The sequence below is a fragment of the Coleofasciculus sp. FACHB-712 genome (assembly GCF_014695635.1).
Taxonomy (GTDB): Bacteria; Cyanobacteriota; Cyanobacteriia; order Cyanobacteriales; family FACHB-T130; genus FACHB-T130.
Window position 1 is genome coordinate 1 of record NZ_JACJOQ010000649.1, and the last position, 18,948, is coordinate 18,948.

11 protein-coding genes, 1 other RNA gene and 1 pseudogene are annotated in these 18,948 nt (G+C 46.5%); 7 read left to right on the forward strand and 6 right to left on the reverse strand.

The features are described 5' to 3' along the window. The 3 genes from H6F50_RS24410 to H6F50_RS24420 all read right to left on the reverse strand — a co-directional run. Positions 1-2,822 (reverse strand): tetratricopeptide repeat protein (locus H6F50_RS24410; RefSeq protein WP_190430677.1); only part of this gene is annotated, 2,822 nt, incomplete at its 3' end. Positions 2,823-2,999: 177 nt separating this feature from the next. After that, a complete protein-coding gene (locus H6F50_RS24415; RefSeq protein WP_190430678.1) occupies positions 3,000-4,157 on the reverse strand; it encodes a DUF928 domain-containing protein in 1,158 nt (385 codons plus the stop codon). A 189-nt stretch (positions 4,158-4,346) separates the two neighbouring features. Then, on the reverse strand, positions 4,347-9,539 hold the full coding sequence (locus H6F50_RS24420) for a tetratricopeptide repeat protein (RefSeq protein WP_190430679.1): 5,193 nt from the start codon (positions 9,537-9,539) through the stop codon (positions 4,347-4,349). An 83-nt stretch (positions 9,540-9,622) separates the two neighbouring features. Between H6F50_RS24420 and H6F50_RS27805 the strand changes: the two genes are divergently transcribed. From H6F50_RS27805 to H6F50_RS24430, 3 genes are all read left to right on the forward strand, one after another. Beyond that, entirely contained in the window at positions 9,623-9,757 is a 135-nt protein-coding gene (locus H6F50_RS27805) for a hypothetical protein (protein WP_277879380.1), read from the forward strand. A gap of 98 nt (positions 9,758-9,855) precedes the next feature. Next, positions 9,856-10,350: a thioesterase family protein gene (locus H6F50_RS24425; RefSeq protein WP_190430680.1), complete on the forward strand. Its 495-nt coding sequence runs from the start codon at positions 9,856-9,858 to the stop codon at positions 10,348-10,350. A 79-nt stretch (positions 10,351-10,429) separates the two neighbouring features. After that, positions 10,430-11,155 carry a 2-phosphosulfolactate phosphatase family protein gene (locus H6F50_RS24430; RefSeq protein WP_190415674.1) on the forward strand — a complete coding sequence of 242 codons (726 nt, stop codon included), beginning with the start codon at positions 10,430-10,432 and terminating at the stop codon, positions 11,153-11,155. 90 nt (positions 11,156-11,245) lie between these two features. On the opposite strand, the gene H6F50_RS24435 is transcribed toward H6F50_RS24430, so the two are convergent. Both H6F50_RS24435 and H6F50_RS24440 read right to left on the reverse strand, forming a co-directional pair. Further along, positions 11,246-11,668, reverse strand: a complete 423-nt coding sequence (locus H6F50_RS24435) for a response regulator (protein ID WP_190430681.1) — start codon at positions 11,666-11,668, stop codon at positions 11,246-11,248. A 252-nt stretch (positions 11,669-11,920) separates the two neighbouring features. After that, positions 11,921-13,246, reverse strand: a complete 1,326-nt coding sequence (locus H6F50_RS24440; protein ID WP_190430682.1) for a lipid-A-disaccharide synthase-related protein — start codon at positions 13,244-13,246, stop codon at positions 11,921-11,923. Between the two features lie 224 nt (positions 13,247-13,470). On the opposite strand from H6F50_RS24440, the gene H6F50_RS24445 reads away from it, so the two are divergent. From H6F50_RS24445 to H6F50_RS24460, 4 genes are all read left to right on the forward strand, one after another. Then, positions 13,471-15,618 (forward strand): BamA/TamA family outer membrane protein, encoded by a 2,148-nt coding sequence (locus H6F50_RS24445; RefSeq protein WP_242029199.1) that lies wholly within the window; start codon positions 13,471-13,473, stop codon positions 15,616-15,618. A gap of 64 nt (positions 15,619-15,682) precedes the next feature. After that, entirely contained in the window at positions 15,683-17,401 is a 1,719-nt protein-coding gene (locus H6F50_RS24450; protein ID WP_190430683.1) for a serine/threonine-protein kinase, read from the forward strand. A gap of 183 nt (positions 17,402-17,584) precedes the next feature. Next, positions 17,585-17,976, forward strand: a transfer-messenger RNA (tmRNA) gene (gene ssrA, locus H6F50_RS24455). A 428-nt stretch (positions 17,977-18,404) separates the two neighbouring features. Then, positions 18,405-18,884, forward strand: a complete 480-nt coding sequence (locus tag H6F50_RS24460) for a hypothetical protein (RefSeq protein ID WP_190430684.1) — start codon at positions 18,405-18,407, stop codon at positions 18,882-18,884. On the opposite strand, the pseudogene H6F50_RS27395 reads toward H6F50_RS24460, so the two are convergent. Then, positions 18,843-18,948, reverse strand: a pseudogene (locus H6F50_RS27395) (IS630 family transposase); the annotation flags it as partial. The gene H6F50_RS24460 and the pseudogene H6F50_RS27395 overlap by 42 nt on opposite strands.

Here is an 18,948-nt window from a genome sequence, read left to right on the forward strand (position 1 = left end):
ATCGCATCTAATTCTGCGGGGACATTGGGCAGGGAATTAAAGCCAGGAACTGCATGAGATAGCCCTAGCGCTAGAACGGAGGTATTTTGAATGCCAGGAGGAAGGCGATCGCGCACATCTGTTAAGTCAGCAGATAGCACCGTAGAAACGGAGTAGTTCTCAATTAAATATTTTTCGCCATCAAACAATGCACTGATGGGAATATAGCGAGTGACCCGATCCATCGAAAAAACTAAATTTTGAATTTTATTCGCTTTAAGTTCGGGTTCAATCGGTTTAATGAGCCAGTCGTAGAGTTGTTTACCCGTCGCCTTGACTTCGGCAATGTCAGACCGGGAATCTTCTACTAACTGGCGGAATTTTAAAACAGATTCGCCTAATTGCCGTTGCGTCACGGGAACTTCCAGGCTCTTAACAATACCTCCTTTCGATGCCCATAGCAGCCAAATTTTGTCCTTGAGTACAAAGGGATAAATCAGCACGGTACCTGGTTGAGCTTCGACGATTTCTTTAGCTTTACTAAGTTTATTGGGGTCAAAAAAGGCATCATCTTGAGCGCGACGGCTGCGAATTTCTTTTTGAATGGTTTCAATTGTCTGATTATATTGTTCGGTTAAAGCCTGAAGCCGATCGTTGAATTGGCTCAACTGGCTGCACCGATTTTGCTTGCACTGCTCCACTTGCTGCCCAAAAGCGATTAAGGTTCCATTTTCTTTGAGAATCTTTTCTTCAATGGGATTTAAGGCGATTCCTGAAGTTTTATCCCCAGCTCTCGCATTTTTTGTATAGTTGGGTAATTCCTGAATCTTCAACAGTTCTAACACCTGTTGAGCTTCTAAAATTCGTCCTTGCGACAGCAACAAGTTAGTGAAGGCGCGATAGGTGTCGGCAATGGTTTGAGTATAGGATTCCTGTTGCTCTCGTGGCAGCACTCGTAAATCTTGGCGAATTACTTCGGTGACATTCACGGCTTGCTTATAGAAAGCGATCGCTAATTCTGGCTGATTCTGTTTCTCTAACAGAAAACCCATATTGCCAAGCGCAATTCTTTCGCCTGTCTTATCGCCAATTTCTCTAGCAATTCCCAATGCTTGCTGAAAAAACTCTAACGCTTGGGGATACTGTTCTAACTGGTTGTAAACTCCCCCAATGTTATTAAGAGTCGCCCCAACGCCAGCCCGATCGCCAACGGTTTGACGAATCGCTAAAGCTTGCTGAAAGAACTCCAGCGCCTGGGGATACTGTCCCAACTGATTAGAAACGACTCCGATATTGTTGAGGGTGACTCCCTCACCCGCCTTGTCGCCAATTTCTTTGAGAATCCCCACCGCCTGCTGATAGAGTTTCAATGCTTCGGGATATTGACCTAAATTACGGTAGGTTTCTCCAAGATTGTTGAGAGTCGTTCCCTCTCCTGCTTTATCGCCGATTTCTCGACGAATCTCCAAAGCTTGCTCGAAGAATGCCAGCGCCTGAGAATACTGCCCTAAATTTTCGTATACTCCTCCAATGCTGTTGAGGGTATTTCCTTCACCCGCGCGGTTGCCGATAGTTCTGCGGTTAGCTAAAGCTTGTTGATAGAATTCCAGTGCTTGGGGATACTGACCTAAACTATCGTAAACTCCCCCCATGTTGCTGAGCGTGCGCCCCTCACCAGCTTTGTCACCGATGGTTCTAGCAATCTCTATTGCCTGCTGATAGAATTCCAGTGCTTGGGAATACTCGCCCATGCTGTAGTACACGCCCCCAATGTTATTGAGAGTCGCCCCAACACCAGCTTTGTCGCCGATAGTTTTAAGAATTCCCGACGCTTGCTGGTAAGACTCCAGCGCTTTTGGATACTGCCCCAGACTGTCATAAACTGCCCCGATACCAATGAGGGTGCGCCCTTCACCTGTCTTGTCACCGATCTCTTGGCTAATTGCTAAAGCTTGCTGATAATATTCCAGAGCTTGAGGATAGTTGCCTAAGCTGCGATAAACAACACCAATGTTGTAAAGGTTACGCCCTTCATTGGCGGGATTGCCGATATCTCGGCTGATTGCTAAAGCTTGTTGATGGACTTCTAGAGCTTGAGGATACCTGCCTAGCTTGCGATAAGTGATGCCCAAGTTATTTAGAGTGCGGACTTCACCCAAGCGATCGCCAATATCCCTGAGAATTTTCAAAGCTTGTTGTTGAAACTCTATCGCCTTTTGATACTGTCCCTGACTGTCATAAACTCCGCCAATAGTGTTCAGAGTTCTGCCTTCGCCTAGCTTGTCATTTGCTGCTTTCGCAGTTTCCAAAGCTTGCTGGAGGAACTCTAGTGCTTGCGGATATTGTCCCTGACCGCTATAAACAATGCCAATGTTATAGAGAGTGTTTCCTTCACCTATCTTGTCATCTGTTGTTTTTAGAATTCCCAACGCTTGTTGTAGAATCTCCATTGCTTTAGGAAACTGTCCTAACTCGCGGTAAGTAGCACCAATTTCTGTCAACGTCCGTCCTTCGCCCACCTTGTCGCGCACTTCTTTTCGGAGAGGCAGTGCTTGCTGTAAGGTTTCTAAAGCTTTGGCGTATTGACTCAAGCCGTTGTAAACTTCCCCCAGGCTAGTAAGTGCTTCACCAACCCCTGGTTTATCGCCAATTCTTGTGCGAATTTCCAGAACTCTTTCTAGGGTTTGCAGAGCTTCTTTAAACTGGCTGTTACGAAATTGCTGAATGCCTAGTTGAAACAGCCGATCTGCCTCAGTTTTTTGCTCTTGTCGAGATGCGATAAACCGCATTTTTTGTGCTGGTTCCACTAGGAACTCTGGTAAGGCTAAGGACCTCGCTGCCATTGGGAAGAAGCAACCGAAAGATAAAAGTAAGGCTGTAGTAAAGCTAAGTTTCTGAACAGGGGGACGCATAAAAATACTGCTACACAAGCGGATTAGCTTTAATATCCTTCATCGCGTTTCTTTTGTAGTAAGTAATTGATATCTGTCAGTCTTACCAGTAAAAGGTTTATCCAATCGTCAGCGCGATCCTCCTCCTTGCGTCCCGCCAGGAACTGCAATTTCCGCAGGATTGTAAGCGCCACCTCTAAGCTGGGTTCCGCCCCCTGCCTGCCCTTTAGGTGTATTTAAAGCACCAGCAGGTTGAGAGATTGGTGGAGTGCTTTCCTGTGTTTGCTGCGGAAGTAAGGGTGCGGTAGCGATCGCCTCAAGTCCCACTGACTTCAACAAATCTTCCCAGGCGGCTGCTAGCGTAGAATCGTTAGGGCGATCGCGACGTAGCTCAGCCAGAGTCGTCAGAGTCTCATACCAGATGCCAGCTTTTGCATAGATAACTGGACGCTCTTGGGGAGATGCTTGCTGTAATTGACTGGCAAGAGAGGCGCTTAATTCGTTGCGTCGAATCCAGCCTTCAACCGAAATATTACTCCCCCGGTCTTCAGGGTCGCAAAGCAGTGCTAAGGAAAAACGGTATGTTTTTCCAACTTGTAGCGATCGCGCATTTGCTTTTTCAGGGAGGCTAACGCTAACAACACCAGGATTTTGAGAAATCTTGAAAGTGGTCTCGTAAACAACCTGTTTTCCCTCTACATCCCATACCATCAACTCTGCTGCCTGCGGGGCATTTTTAGGAATATAAAAGAAGAAGGTTGGGTATCCTGTAACCGTCACCCCAAAATTCTTACCAGGATTCTTGCCTGGTACCAATGCAGTTAGACGCTTTGCATCAACAATACAGGCGCTACTACCACGCGAGGCTCCTGGTTCTCGAATATTTGGAACTTCTTGCTCTGGAGGATTGTAAACGATACCCCTCAAAGGGAATCCTCCACCTTCCTGTCTATTCTGTGTTCTTGGCTCAAAAGAGACGAGATTGTTAGGAAGTCCTATAACACCCGTCAATTTGGCATTATTCAAATTCACCCTGGTTAAGTTGGCATTGGTCAAGTTAGCACCAGACAAGTCAGCGCCACTTAAGTTGGCACCACTCAGGTTAGCTCCTCTCAAGTCGGCTGCAACCAATTTGGCACCAATCAGGTTGGCATCACTAAGATCGCAATTCAAGCATTTATTGGTTTCCAGCAACCGTTTAACGTGTTCGGGATTTTCCGCTCTCACTGGCGTAGCGAACCAGAGAGCAGACAAAAGTCCAACGGCGGCTAGAATTCTTTGTTTCATTGCATTTGTTGCCTCTCCTAAGCGTTAAGCGCCTCTAGTATAGCCAATTGCCAAAGCATCAACTATCTGAGTTGGGCGTGTTATTATCCATTTCTAATCAGCATCAGAGGTACCCAATCGTAAGCAAGAAGGTGAGAAATTTTTCCCATCTCTTTTACCTTTACCAAGTACCTGAATTTTGATACTTTTTTAAAGTCCATTTCCTATCAAAATAAACGGTGCCCAATAATAGGGGTGAGAAAATTTTGAGCCGTTGCTGGGGGCTATCGGCGGTCGAGAGCCAGGTATTTGTTCCACAACAATGCCACCACGAGAATTGGTATTAGCTGCTGTTGAGACATTGCCTTGTAACAGATTGAGTTGAGCTTGGCGCAACGCTTCCGCTTTAGTCATCGCCTTTTCAGAGGTGCCGTTGGCTAAATTTTTATAAAATTGCTGCATCAAAAGACTGGTGCTGCTATCGTCCACGAGCCACAGGGAAGCCATCACCGCCTTCGCTCCCCGGTTTAAGAAGTGGTAAGCCATACTAGCAATTTCTATGCCGTCTTGACGGGGACCAGCCAAGGCTGTTTGGCAAGCTGACAGCACAACCAAATGAATGTTATTTAACCCGGTTAAGGTTTTTATCTGAGGAATCGTGAGTTGTTCGCCGGTTCCTAAGAGGATGTAAGATTTATCTGCGCTATCAGGAACAAATACCCCATGAGTCGCCAGGTGTAAAATTCTATAATTTTTCAAATTGTCTTGCAGAGTAGCAAAGTCAAAAGAACGGTTTAAAAACTTTTGACCGGGATAAATTCCCTGATTATTTTTAGTTTCTTGACGCACAATCGCATCGATTTCAGCAGGCACATTTGGTAGAGAACCAAAACCAGGGACAGCATCAGATAATCCCATTGCCAAAACAGGGCTATTTTGAGTACCGACAGGTAGTTTATCGCGGGTGTCAGTATCTTCTGTCAATACATTGTAGATGGTGTATTTTTCGATTAGGTATTGTTTCCCGTCATAAAGGGCGCTCATTGGAATATAGCGCGTCACTCTGTCGAGAGCAAAGACCAAGTTTTTCACCTGGTTATTCTTATTCTGAAGTTCCGCCTCTAAGTCTTTGATTAGCCAGTTATAAAGTTTTAGACTAACTGCTTGTATTTTAGTAGCTTCAGCAGAACCGCAATGAGCAGCGTTCTCGCACTCCTTCATTAAATCGCGGAACTCTTTGACCGTTTTTCCTAATTCATCTCTTCCGACGTTAACTTTAACGGTTTTGACCGCACCCCCTGGGGCATATAGTTGTAACCACAGTTCGTTTTCTAGAACCAAGGGATAAATCATCACCGTGCCTGGTTGCGCTTCGACAATCTCTTGAGCTTTTGCCAGTTTGTTTGGGTCAAAGAAAGCGTCATCTTTGGCACGGTTAGCGCGAATTTCTTGGTCAATCTTCTGCAATTGTTGGTCAAATTCAACAATCAGAGAGGTGCGGCGAGTAGTAAGCTCTTTAAGTTGACTACAATTGGTACTTTCGCACTCATTAATTTGTTTTGCTAAGGCAATGATGGACTCGCTTTGAGCAGGAATCTTTGTCTCCGTAGGAGAGAGTGGAATATTATGCTTATCCCCCGTAACACCTCTAGGACTGATGGCTTCGCGAATTTCCTGCTCTCTCAATAGTTGCTGCACTTGTAGAGCTTCTTTATCCCGTCCTTGGGAGAGCAACAAGGCTGCTAACTGACGATAAATATCTGATACCTTCACCTTGTCGAAATCAACTGTTGCATCCAAGAAAGAGTTTTGTAACTCTTGTGGTAAACCTTCGATACCACGCCTGACTTCCTCAATTTTGTTAACCGATTGCTTATAGTAGGTAATGGCAACACTTGACTGATTCAAATCGTGGTAGATACGAGCTAATCCTGAATAAATGAAAGCATCAGCGCCAGGAGCTTGATTATGGGTTGCGATCGCAAGTGCTTGTTGATATACCTCAATGGCTTCTTCTTGGCGTCTAAATTTGCGATGGATATGTCCAACCAGAGTAAGAGCTTGTTTTTCCCAAACTTTATTTTGGACTTTTCTAGTAAAATTCAACCAAGTTTGAGCGGCTTCCATTGCTTGTTTGTCATTACCCAATTGCCCGTAGCCAAGACTCAGCAAGATATTAGCAAATGCTTGGATTTGCGGCTCTTTAATTTCTCCAGCAATTGCTAATCCTTCTTGAGCGGATTCAATAGTTTTTTGTGGATTTCCTTGGGCAAAATAGTTTTGGGCGATAAAAAGCAGCACAAGGCTTTCGTCAAAGCGATTTTTGAGTTGACGTAGTATGGGCAGTGCTTGTTGATAGAATTCGTTACTTTTTTGGTAATCCCCAAGCTCAGCATAAACAATCCCCAGAGAAGTTAGCGGTAAGGTCTGTGCTGCTGGAATATTAGTTTCACGGGCAATTTTCAAACTTTGTTGAAGTGAATCCCATGTTTTCTGATATTCACCTAAATCTTTGTAGCGGTTACTCAACCGAGCTAAAGCATGGGATTCTAGCCTACGATTTTTTAATTCTCGCGCAATTGCTAATCCTTGCTCTACTAACTGTTTGCCTTCTGTGTATTTGCCAATAATTCCGTAAGAGTTTCCTAACTTGATTAGTAACTCTGCTTCTTGTTCGCGATTATTTATTTTCCTTGCCTGTGCTAAACTCGGCTCTGCAACTGCAATTACTTTTTGATATTCTCCCAAAGCCTCATACATTCCACTAAGAATAGTCGCCGCCGCTACTTCTCCAATGAAATCTTTGTTTTTGCGCGATATCTCCAAAGACGTTTGTCCTACTGCTATCCCCTGTTCGTATTCTCCTTGAACTCTGTAGGCGTCGCTGAGAGCATTTAAAGCTAGGGCTTCACGAGAAGTATTTTGCCTTTGTCGTGCTAAAGTTAAAGCTTGCTTGGCTGTTTCCACGGCTTTGGTAGTATCACCTAACAAGCCATAACTCTGGCTTAGGGACGTTAAAGCACTGATTTCATAGTTGTTCAGTTTTGCCTTTTGTACTACTGCCAACCTAGCTTGAGCAAACTCCACCGCTTTTTGATAGTTACCTTGGTTGGAGTAAATTTTTTCAAGAATATCCAAAGCATTCTGCTCTAGTTGGGGGTTTTCTAGCTGCTTGGCAATTGCTAAACATTGCTCAGCCGACTGCAATGCTAAGGGATAATTTCCCTGTTTGTTGTAAGCGCTGCTCAAGCTTGCCAGTGCCTCTGCTTCAAAGGAGGATTCTTTGATTTTCCGCGCAATGGTTAAGGCTTGCTGACTGACTTCAATGGCTTTCGGAACATTTTTGAGAGGTACATTGTATAAGAAAGCCAACCGCAGCAGCGCGTCTACTTCTAATTTAGGTTTACCCAGGGTTTGTGCACGCTTTAATAGCTGTTGCGCCCAATCAATAGCTTTGTCATATTCCCCAAGATTGCTGTAACTCAGGCTTAAGCCATCTAGGGCACTCGACTCTGTGCTTAACGCACTATCTTGTAAATTTGGCAATAGTTTAGCGATTTCGATTTGTCGCGCTGCGGCTAATGCTTGCTGGTAGGTTTCGACTGCCTTTTGATTTTCTCCAAGTACGTTATAGGTGCTGGCTAAAGTGAGTAAAACATCTGCCTCACCCCGTTTATTATTTTGCTGTCGTGCAATTTCGACTTGTCGCAACCTGATTTCAATATATTTGCGAGAGTCGTCCTGAGTATTGTAAATGCTAGCAAGCTGAGTCAGAGCTGAGTCTTCAATACCTAAATCCTTGGTTTCTCGCGCAATGCTCATCGCTTGTTGTAACACTTCAATCGCTTTTCGCTCGTCTTGAAAGAAGCTGTAAGCTGCTCCCAGATGAATTAAAGCACTTGCTTCTGATTTTGTTTTTTTCAATTCTCTGGCAAGGTTTAAAGCTTCCTGTGCCAACTCTATCACGCGAGAATACTCTGCTTTTGCTTGAGGATACACCCCTCTGTTGACAAATGATATGGCTGTTGAGCTATATATTCCACTTAACAAGATTAGGGTTTCTAGTTGAGCGGGTTTATCCTTGATTTCTCGGCGAATAGCTAATGATTCTTGAAGGAATTCAATGGCTTGCTCGTCTCTACCTTGCAAATAGTAAGAACTTCCGATTAGAGATAGAAAGTTAGACTCTTGGGGCTTATCTTGGGTTTCTCGTGTAATCGCCAGTCCTTGTTGATAAAATACGATCGCTTGCTCATATTGATTTTGACTAAAGTAAATATAGGCTATTCCAGAGAGAACATTGGCTTCTTGCGCTTTATTGGGAATGGCTTGCGCGATTGCCAGAGCTTGTTGCTTAAAGGCGATCGCTTGCTCGTATTGCTTGAGACTGCTGTAAGCCTTCCCTATGAATAGAAGAATGCCAACTTCTTGGGACTTATTCTTTACTTCTCTGACAACAGGGAGGGATTGTTGGTAAAAAGCGATCGCTTGCTCATATTGTTTTTGATTAAAGTAAGAATCTCCCATTCCTTCGAGAATGCCAGCTTCTACTAGGTGAATTCCTACGGCTTGAATAAGAGGCAATGCTTGCTGATAAAATTGCAAAGCCTGGTTATACTTGTCTTGATTAAAGTAAGTTAAGCCGAGCTGATAGAGAGTTTCCCCTTCACCTACACGGTTTTGCACTTCACGGCTGAGGGCTAACGATTTCTCCAACCACTCCAAAGTACGAGGATACTCTTTCATGCCTCGATAGACTGTCCCCATTCGGCGCATAGTAATTCCCAGTAGAAATTTATCCCCTAATTCTTGTTGGATTGCCAGCGCTTGCTGTAAGCTTTCTAAGGCTTTGGGATATTGCTGAAGACCACCCGCGTAAAGCGTGCCAAGACTACTGAGGGTTTTACTTTCTCCTGCTTTGTCTTGTACTTCCCGACGAATCGCCAAAGCTTGTTGCAAGGTTTCTAAAGCTTTGTCATTTTGGTCATTCCAGAAATAACTCAAGCCAATATTATCTAGGGTTTCTCCTTCCCCTGTACGATCTTTTAATTCTCTGCGAATAGCCAAAGCTTGCTGCAAAACATCTAAAGCTTTGTCAGGTTGCCGCAACCAGTAGTAAACCTCGCCGATGTTGTTCAGGGTTTGCCCAATTCCGGCTTTGTCATTCAGTTGTTGCTGTATTTCTAGCACCCGTTGATAGGTGGCGAGTGCCTTTGGGTATTGCCCTTGACGATACTGCTGTACGCCTTGTTGGAAAAGTCGGTCTGCTTCAGTTTTCCGGTCTGTAGAGGTTGGTGCCTGTGCTAAAGCGCTTTCAGAAGGATCGAGGATCAAGGATGAAGGGTGAAGGGTGAGAAGCAGGCTAATCGTGAGAAGACTGACGTGATAGACGCGACGATGCATTGGACAACTCCTCCACAAGCGGTTTAGCAGATGGCTGGCTTAGAAATTGGTCATTTCATCAGTAGGGAATCGGCAAAAGCCAGATGCTTTCTGAGGAAATCACGGTTGGCAAGCAGAAAATTTCTATGCTACTGGAAGAGATCCACGCTTGCGATCGCTTGTTACGGAAGAATCGCACTGAGAACAGCACTCGCGTACAGGTTTTATGTCCCTATTGATGGGTTATCAGGGAGAAGAGTCATCTGACAATCTCAGGAGGCGATCGCGCTCAGTCTAGAGGTACAATCCTCTAGGTGTACTGAGGACGATAGGCAACGTGTTAGAAGAACCACAAACCTCGCCATCACTGCCACCTACAGGCGCGATTGAAAGCGTCTCTCTAACAGCTACGACAGAGAACTGGTTTGAATACCCAGTCAAGGCGCATCCTCACCATACTGACTATGCAGGGATTGTCTGGCATGGCTCCTATATTGCCTGGATGGAGGAAGCGCGGGTGGAATGCCTGCGCTCAATTGGCATCGAATTTGCAGATTTAGTCGCCTTGGGATGCGATATGCCGGTTGTGGATCTTTCGGTGCGCTACCACCGCCCTCTGCGGATGGGAATGAGTGCTGTGCTAAAGACGCGCATGGCAGATACCGAGGGCGTCCGCATCAATTGGGATTATCAGCTTCAATCTATGGATGGGCAAGAGTTGTACCTCACTGCCAAAGTCACATTAGTGGTAGTGGATCGAGAGAAGGGTAAGATTATGCGCCAGTTACCACCGACCATGAAAGATGCGTTAGCACGACTTTCGGCGGTTTAATCTAAATGGGTAAGCTTTTGTACCTAATGCTCCCTAAAATGTTAAGTCAATAGTTTTGATTGCAGGTAAAACCTTAATTGTGAAGTTATTTGTATACCACACGCCCGAACTGACGCCCTCCGACAGTGTACCTGAGTGCGCGATCGCCATCGATGTACTCCGCGCTACGACTACTATCGCCACCGCGCTGAATGCGGGTGCTGAGGCTGTCCAAGTCTTTAGCGATATGGGAACCTTGATGCAAGTCAGCGAACAGTGGCAAGCCGATCTCCGGTTGCGCGCTGGTGAACGAGGCGGTGCTAAAGTGTCTGGCTGCGATTTGGGCAATTCTCCCCTGGATTGTACGCCAGAGCGCGTACAGGGACGACGATTATTTATCAGTACTACGAATGGCACTCGCGCCCTAACGCGAGTACAGAAGGCTCCAGTGGTTCTGGCAGCAGCGTTAGTGAATCGTCAAGCGGTGGTAGAATACGTTCTCAGCAAGCAGCCAGAGACGGTTTGGTTGCTGGGATCGGGTTGGGAAGGTAGTTTTTCTCTGGAGGATACGGTGTGTGCAGGTGCGATCGCTCATTCTTTGCAAGAGAAAGGTTCGCTAGAAATAGGTAACGATGAAGGATGTGCCGCGATCGCTCTTTACCAACAGTGGCAAAATAATTTACTAGAGTTGTTCCACCACGCCAGTCACGGTCAACGGCTGTTACGCCTCGATTGTCAAGAAGACCTGAAATATTGCTCCCAAACCGATATTTTAGATGTGCTGCCGATTCAACGAGACATTGGAGTGTTGGTTAAGAATATCTAAGCACGCCTTATTACTTTTCTCCGTCTGTAGAATGCAGTTTACTAAGCGAATACCAAGGGGAAATGTATTACTTATAAAGTCATGAAGCATCTAACTGGGTGGATTTGCGATCGCTCGATTAGATGCATCACTATCTTTAGAATTCAGCAGTCGTTTGATTTCATTCAAAATGATGTCTAACCCTGCATCTTTCGCTAAAAAAGCATCGGCTTCCGGACAGATTTCTCTGCCAAACTCTAATTCATTGGCACTAATAAAGCCGGTTGCTAAAACTAATAAGGGAGGATTTATAAGATCATTTTTTATATGATTGATGATCTCGCAACCATCCATGCCTCTCTCATACGGAGCTGGGGGAATAGAAAAATCTATAATCAGTAAATCGTAATTTTCTATTTCTTGTAAAAACGTAAAGACTGTTTTATAAATATGAACTTCAAAATCTTTTCGTAAAAATCGCTCGATAATCAAACACCAATTTTCATCATCATCCAATACACCTATCTTGTACATGGATTTTGATCCCTCTCTAATCAATAGCTGGGCGAAGCCCAAACCTAAAATGTATTCGCTCAGCTCAATAGCAATCTACTCTCAACGAAACTTATTCTTTATTCTCTATTATAGTTGGGACATCAACTCAATTAAATAAACGGGGTGGGCATGAGTTGGGCAATCATTTCTTTCAACAAGGCTACGCCATCAGAGTAGGGGAAGAACAACTTTGCTCCCCTACTGTCAGTGGCAATTAGCAATGGGTTGAGCCTAAATTGAAAAGTAAAAACCCAACAAGCGTTCCATCACACAAGCCGCAATCCGCTCAGCGGCTCCTGCTTCTCCCATGCGGCGGCGTCCATTTTCAGCAATCAGTTGCAGCCGATCGGGGTCGCGTAATAAATATTGCACAACCCCGGCGACTTTAGCGGGTTGTTCTACCAAAATCAGGGAGGGTCCTAGCAGGCGAGATTGAGCTTCGGCAAAGGCGCTCGTAAACTGAGGACCTTCTCCGGGGATCGCGATCGCGGGTTTCCCCAATCCGACAAACTGCTCGGTTGCCGTACCAGCCATTGCGATCGCTAAATCTGCTTGATTTAAGCAATCGTTATAAGCGTGCTGAGTCAGAATCAGAGTGCCATTTTCTTTCGTAAAACTTAGTGCTTCTGGGTCAGAAATCGGTGAGGGAGAGAATTTCTCATTTGCCCCCAGTGCATTAGATTGTCGCCAACCGTGAGCTTCAAGGGTTTGGCACAAAGGGTCTAAATTTAACCCAAGTGCGATCGCGCCCAGAAATAGGACGGGTCGAGGGGCAAACGCCTGCATTAACCCCGCACAAGCTTGCATAATTCGCTGCCAATTGGCATAAGCTTCTGGCGGTCTAGAACCAGGGAGAAGCGCCACCATTAGCGATCGCCTCATCTCTTCCTGTTCAGCATTTGACGAATAAAATATTGCTTTTGGTCTGGGTGGTTCCAAACCGTCCATCATCGGGTTCCCTAAATCAAACGCCGGGATAGACCACTTCTTCAACATCTGAGTTGTCAGCCCATCTCTGGGAAACACCGCCTTACAACGCCGCTGACTCATCAGCCAACGTTCCCAAGGCAGGTAAACAGACCCAGACCAACCTTCCCAGCGCCCTCTTTGGTCGCGCCGTGGCAATGGCCCCGCTTCATCTCGCAAATAATATTCGGATTTAGCCGTACCCACAAAAGCATAGGGAACGCCGCTTAACCAGCCAAATAGTAGCGGGACAATATCTCCCACCGCCAGGATTACGCCTCTGCTTCGCTCCTTGGTTCTGCCTGGGGACGCCCACTTCCGGATCGCGCGGTGCTGGGCGAGGGTGAGCTGTAGTAAACCGCCCTGTACATCTCGCACCAGTTGACGCCCATCCATATAGATAAAGCCACCGGAGGGCATCGTTTGCACGTGACCAATGATGGGGATATCTAACTCAGCGTAAGCTCGCCCATCACCCACCAATGGCAAGGCTGCTAGTTCCAAAGAATGAGACTGTTGCTGAAGTTCTTGCAAAATCCGGACGGCAATAATGTCCTCCCCATGACCATTGCTGAGGCACAGTACCCTCATCCCAGACCTCCACAGATTTTAGATTTTCGATTGTTTCTCCATTGCCAATCCAAAATCCAACCTTCCTGACTCCAGAGAAGCCAGGGAAAAATTTCCAAATTCAAAATCGACGAATGGAACCAGACGGCAATAGCGAGTGTCAAATTTAACAAAACCTCGTAAGCGATAAGCAATTAGCGATTTTACACTAGCTACCGTCTTATACCATTTCGCTGGATATCTGTATGCAATCTCCTTCTCCTCCTCTCTCTCCCTGGTTTTCTATAATGCGCGTTCCTTCTTTGGCTATTTGCACTTTAGCGGTTTTGGCTGCGAGCGATTTCAGTTCTCTGGCTAGCGCCAGTACAACTTCTTCATCTCCAACCCAGACACCAAACGCTGAAGAAGTTGTCGTTGTCCCAGTCACTTCCGATGTGCCCTCCTCGACAGCCGCAACTCAAAAAATAGCAGATGCTCAGGTCGTTGTCCCCGTTAGTTCGGGTACGCGCCAGCCATCCGCGCCAGCTCAACAACCCGTCAATCCTGAGGTAGTTGTTCCCGTTAATTCTGCCACCACCCGCCCCGCGAGAGCCATTGCGGCACCGGAAACCCGGACACTGCCTCAATTTACTCAGACGACTCGCGTTCCCCAAAAAGCGCCTGCTAGCTCTCTCAATTCACCAGATTTGGTCGTGACCGCGACAGGTATTGAGGTAGCGGGAGCGACACCAGAGTTGCAGCAAATTGTCCGTCAAACGATTAAAACTCGTCCGGGTGGAGATACCAGTCAAAGCCAGCTGCAAAAGGATGTAACGGCGATTTTAGCGACCGGACTATTTACTGATGCCAACGTAACCAATTATACCGAGCCAAATGGACTGAGAACAGTCTTCGAGGTGAAACCCTTGGTGGTGCGATCGCTCAAACTTTCCGGTGCCCAAGCCCTGACCCCAGCGGTTGCCAACGACATTTTTAAATCCCAACTGGGGGCAAAAATTAGTCCCAATGCCCTCAACCAAAGTGCCGAACAAATCAATCAGTGGTACAAGCAAAATGGTTATGTGGCAGCACAAGTGCTAGCCGTGCAACCCAGCCGCGATGGGGTAGTCACCATTGAAGTCGCTGAGGGTACCGTCGGGAATGTGAAAATCCGCTTTTTGGACAGCGAGGGCAAGCCAACCAAAGGACGCACCCAAGAAAATTTCGTCCGTCAGGAGTTAAAACTGAAGCCGGGTCAACCCTTCCGGGTCGATGCGGCACGGACAGACTTGCAACGGCTGTATCAGTTAGGGCTGTTTGACAACGCGGATGTTTCCCTTACTGGCGATTCTCGAAAAGTTGACGTGAGCTACGACCTTACCGAACGCACTTCCCGCGCCGTCAACGTTGGAGGTGGTTACAGCGAGAACAGTGGCATCTTCGGCAGCATTAATTATAAAGACCAGAATTTTGGGGGCATTAACCAGCAGGTGGGTTTGAATGTCCAAGCAAGCCGGAGCGATTTACAGTTTAATGGGAATATTACCAGTCCCTATCGCGCCAGCAATCCAGACCGCCCTGGATATAGTATCGAGGCATCTCGACAGCGGCAACTTTCCGAAACCTTCAATGAAGATGTCAAGTTGCCGAATGGGGACAAAGTTCGGGAAGGGCAGTTTGGCGGCGGCGTCACCTTCACGAAACCTGTGGGCGATGTGCAGGCATCGGTAGGCGTGAACTACACCCGCACCAGTATCCGCGATAGCAAAGGCAATCTCTCACCCGTAGATGAATTAGGAAATCGCCTTTCCTATAGCCAAAACGGTATCGACGACAAAGTTTCCGTGTCTGCTGGGATCGCACAAGACAAACGAGACAATCCGATTAACCCAACCAAAGGCTCGGTCGTCAGCCTCAGTACAGAACAATCGATCCCGGTTGGGAACGGTAGTATTTTGATGAACCGGGTTAAGGCAAACTACAGCCAGTACATACCCTTTAATTTAACCAACGGTGCAACTCCAGATGTATTAGCCTTCAACGTGCAGGGAGGCACAACCATCGGCAATCTCCCGCCCTATGAAGCCTTTAATCTAGGTGGCATCAATTCTGTACGGGGCTACGGAAGTGGTGATGTTGCCAGCGGTCGCAGCTATGTGTTAGCCTCTGCCGAGTATCGCTTCCCAGTTTTTAAGCCGGTAGGTGGCGTTTTATTCGCTGACTTTGGCTCCGACTTAGGCTCTGGCGATACGGTGCCGGGAGAACCTGGAACTGTCCGTGGCAAACAAGGAACTGGCTTTGGCTACGGAGCTGGTGTGCGCGTCCAATCCCCGATTGGCTTGCTCAGGGCTGACTTTGGTATCAACGACCACGGTGAAAGCCGACTCCAATTCGGCATCGGTCAAAGGTTCTAACATCGGAAGGAAGAGAAATTTAAAATGAGTTCAAATTAGCTCATCCTTCATTCTTGGTGATTGCATGGACACGCTAGTTGGCAAAACTTTGCAGGGTGGCAAATACACTCTCGATCGAGAACTGGGACGGGGTGGCTTTGGCGTTACCTTTCAAGCCACCCACCACTACTTGGGTCAACCTGTAGTCATTAAAACGCTTAACGATTCCCTCTGTCGGCATCCTGACTTTGCCAGATTTGGGCGTCAGTTTCAGGATGAAGCAAGACGTTTAGCGTTGTGCGTCCATCCCAATATCGTTCGGGTTAACGATTTCTTTTTGGAAGCTGGGTTGCCCTACCTGGTAATGGACTATATTGCGGGTCAAACTTTGCAAGAGGTCGTGTTTCCGGACAAGCCGCTGCCAGAGTCCGCTGCTATTCACTTCATGCAGCAGATTGGGGCAGCAGTCAAAGTGGTGCATCAAAATAATCTGCTGCATCGGGATATCAAGCCCCAGAACATCATTCTGCGCCAAGGAACTCAAGAGGTGGTGCTGATTGACTTTGGGATTTCGCGGGAGTTTACGCCAGACTCAACCCAAACTCACACAAGTATTGTTTCCGAAGGGTATGCCCCCATTGAGCAGTACCTGCCCCAAGCAAAGCGCACCTCAGCGACAGATGTTTATGGGTTAGCCTCCACACTTTACGCGCTGTTAACGGCAACAGTACCAACGCCTGCGGTACTGAGAGACAGGCAACCGATGCCAGCGCCCCGCGACTTAAAACACTACCTGAGTCCGGCGGTAAATCAGGCGGTGATGCGCGGGATGGCTGTTGATGCTCAATATCGACCTGGCAGTGTAGATGAGTGGCTGTCTCTGTTGCCGGATCTTCAGTTTGGAGGTTCCACTGCCGAAACAATGCCGCCAACTCATACAGTGGCAACTATCCCAGCGATCTCTCCATCACCGCCTAGAGGCGAAGCTTTGGTGGGAAAAAATTCGGGTTCAAGAAATGGAGGCGCGATCGCTTCGCCCGTACCAGAAGAGAGAAACCATCAATCCAGTTCTTCCTTCTTCCGAAATCCCCGCAGTCTTTTCATTGCTACAGGAATCGCGATCGCATCCGGTTTAGCGATCGCGTTGAGTTCTGTCTGGCGTCAGCCTCAACCGCCTGACGCTTCCCCTGTTGCCCAACCGGAATCCCAGCCGCAAAATCAGCCACAAGAGGCACAAACTGTCACTCCCGAATCCGTAGAGAAAGTTAATATCACCCCTACTGAGTCTGAACGGCAACCCGTTGAAGTTCAAAAATCCTTCCGCAGAAAATCTCAGCAGCGGGTTAACCGCGATGTTCCAGAGGTTCCTGCAAACACTTCATCGAAATCCCCGAACTCAAACAAGCCGCAATCTAATCGTGAAACGAACAAGAACGCCGGACAGGCAGAAATAGAACGCAGGGAGCAAAAACAGCCGGTTCCTACATCCGAAAAAACTCCGCCACCGGCTGCTAACAATCCACAACCTTCTCCCGCTTCGGAACAGCCGCCACCATCCCCGGTTGCCAATCCGCAGCCTCCCGCCGCTTCGGAAGTGACGCCGCCATTCCCTCGCAGCGATCGCAAGCCAACTAATCCTGCACCCTCATCTGCACCAGAGACTTCCGCACCGCCAGGTTCAGTTGTCGTGCCAGTTGTTAAACCAGAAACTCAATCCCAACCGGAATCGGAAAAGAAGTCTAAGCCGGACAAGCCAGAAAAACCGGACAAGCCGGAGAAATCGGACAAACAGAAGGATAATTAGCGACTGCTTGTATCGACGTTTGCACAATTGGCAGCGATCGCTTTTCCCTCTATATTTGGGATGCCAACCGCCGATTAAACCGAACTGAATCGTTCGGCTATTACTCCCGAAAACTGTCTCTGGAAACCTTGTTAAATTCAGTCATTCCTTCAACAAATAACTATAATAGAATATGTGAGACAGGGGGCCTTAATGGTTTCGACAGGTTGGCGAACGCTGCCCCGTGATTCAGGTCGAGAGTGAGTCTTCTCTCGTTAATACTGGACTCAAAAAAAAGTAACTGCGAAAAACAACATCGTAGCATTCGCTCGTCAGGCAGCTGTCGTTGCCTAAAAACCTCATCTTAGGTTTCTGAGCGTCTGTAGTCTGACTCCGTTAAGGGCTACAGAACAACCCCAACGGATGCGATAGCAAGTCGTCTCTGGTAGATTTGCTAGCTAAGACCTCATCAGAGAATCCTGTCATCCGGGATAATGGATGGTTCCCGCCTTGAGGGTTAGATAGGCTAAACCTGTGAATGAGCGATAGGTTAATACCCAATTTGGACACGGGTTCGATTCCCGTAGGCTCCACTTCTAATTACTTTTTCAAACCACCTTCTACCCAAAAGTACAAGGTGGTTTTTGCTTTTAATAAGTTTAGTTTTAATTATTTTAAGTTAATCGTTTAGAGTCAACTTTCCTGGAAAGCAGACCTAATAACACTTTTGCGTGTCGGTGTCCATTCTTCGACGGAAATCTCAATAGACTTTGACTTGACACTTTGTTATATATTGCTTAATCTATCATTAACTTATTCTTAATCATTTTGACGCGGGACTTTTACCAAAACACGAGCGTAACCTCGTGTCATTTGTGCTGGATATCGCGCTCGCTAGCCGAGAAATCCCGTACACTTCCTGCTTTTTAATCGCCCATTATCACTCAAATAGCACTTTAAAAATTCGGGAAATTTTTCAATTCTCCGTTTCACCAAGCTTAAATTTTTTAAGAGAGGTTTCAAAATGCAGTTTTTCATCTCTCCAAAGAAAGCTAGGAAATTTCTGATTTTCGCAGTCATAGGGTTCATCTTTGCCAGCCTTGCCAGTCAGTTAACAAGGCACTTCTTATACCAGCAAGGTTATAAGCTCTTATGGTTAAATAAAGTAGTAGAGTTATTCAACGTCGATCGCGAGAAAAATTTTCCAGCCTTGTTTTCAGCATCGCTGTTATTACTTTGTGCAATTTTGCTAGCGGTTATTACCTACGCGAAGAAAACTGAAAGCGATCGCTATACCTTCCACTGGGGCGTTCTGTCGGTTCTTTTTCTCTTTCTATCAGCAGACGAATGGCTAAGTTTCCATGAAAAGACGATCGAGCCACTTCGAGATACATTCAAAGCTACCGGATTTTTATACTATACTTGGGTAATTTTCGGTATTGCTTTTGTATTTCTTAAGTGCTTAAGCAAAATTAATTACATATTCGGTTCCGACTTTTTTTAGCACATTTTTGACATACTTTACTAAACTTTTCCAGTCCCGATAAGCCTCTATCTCTATCCATTCA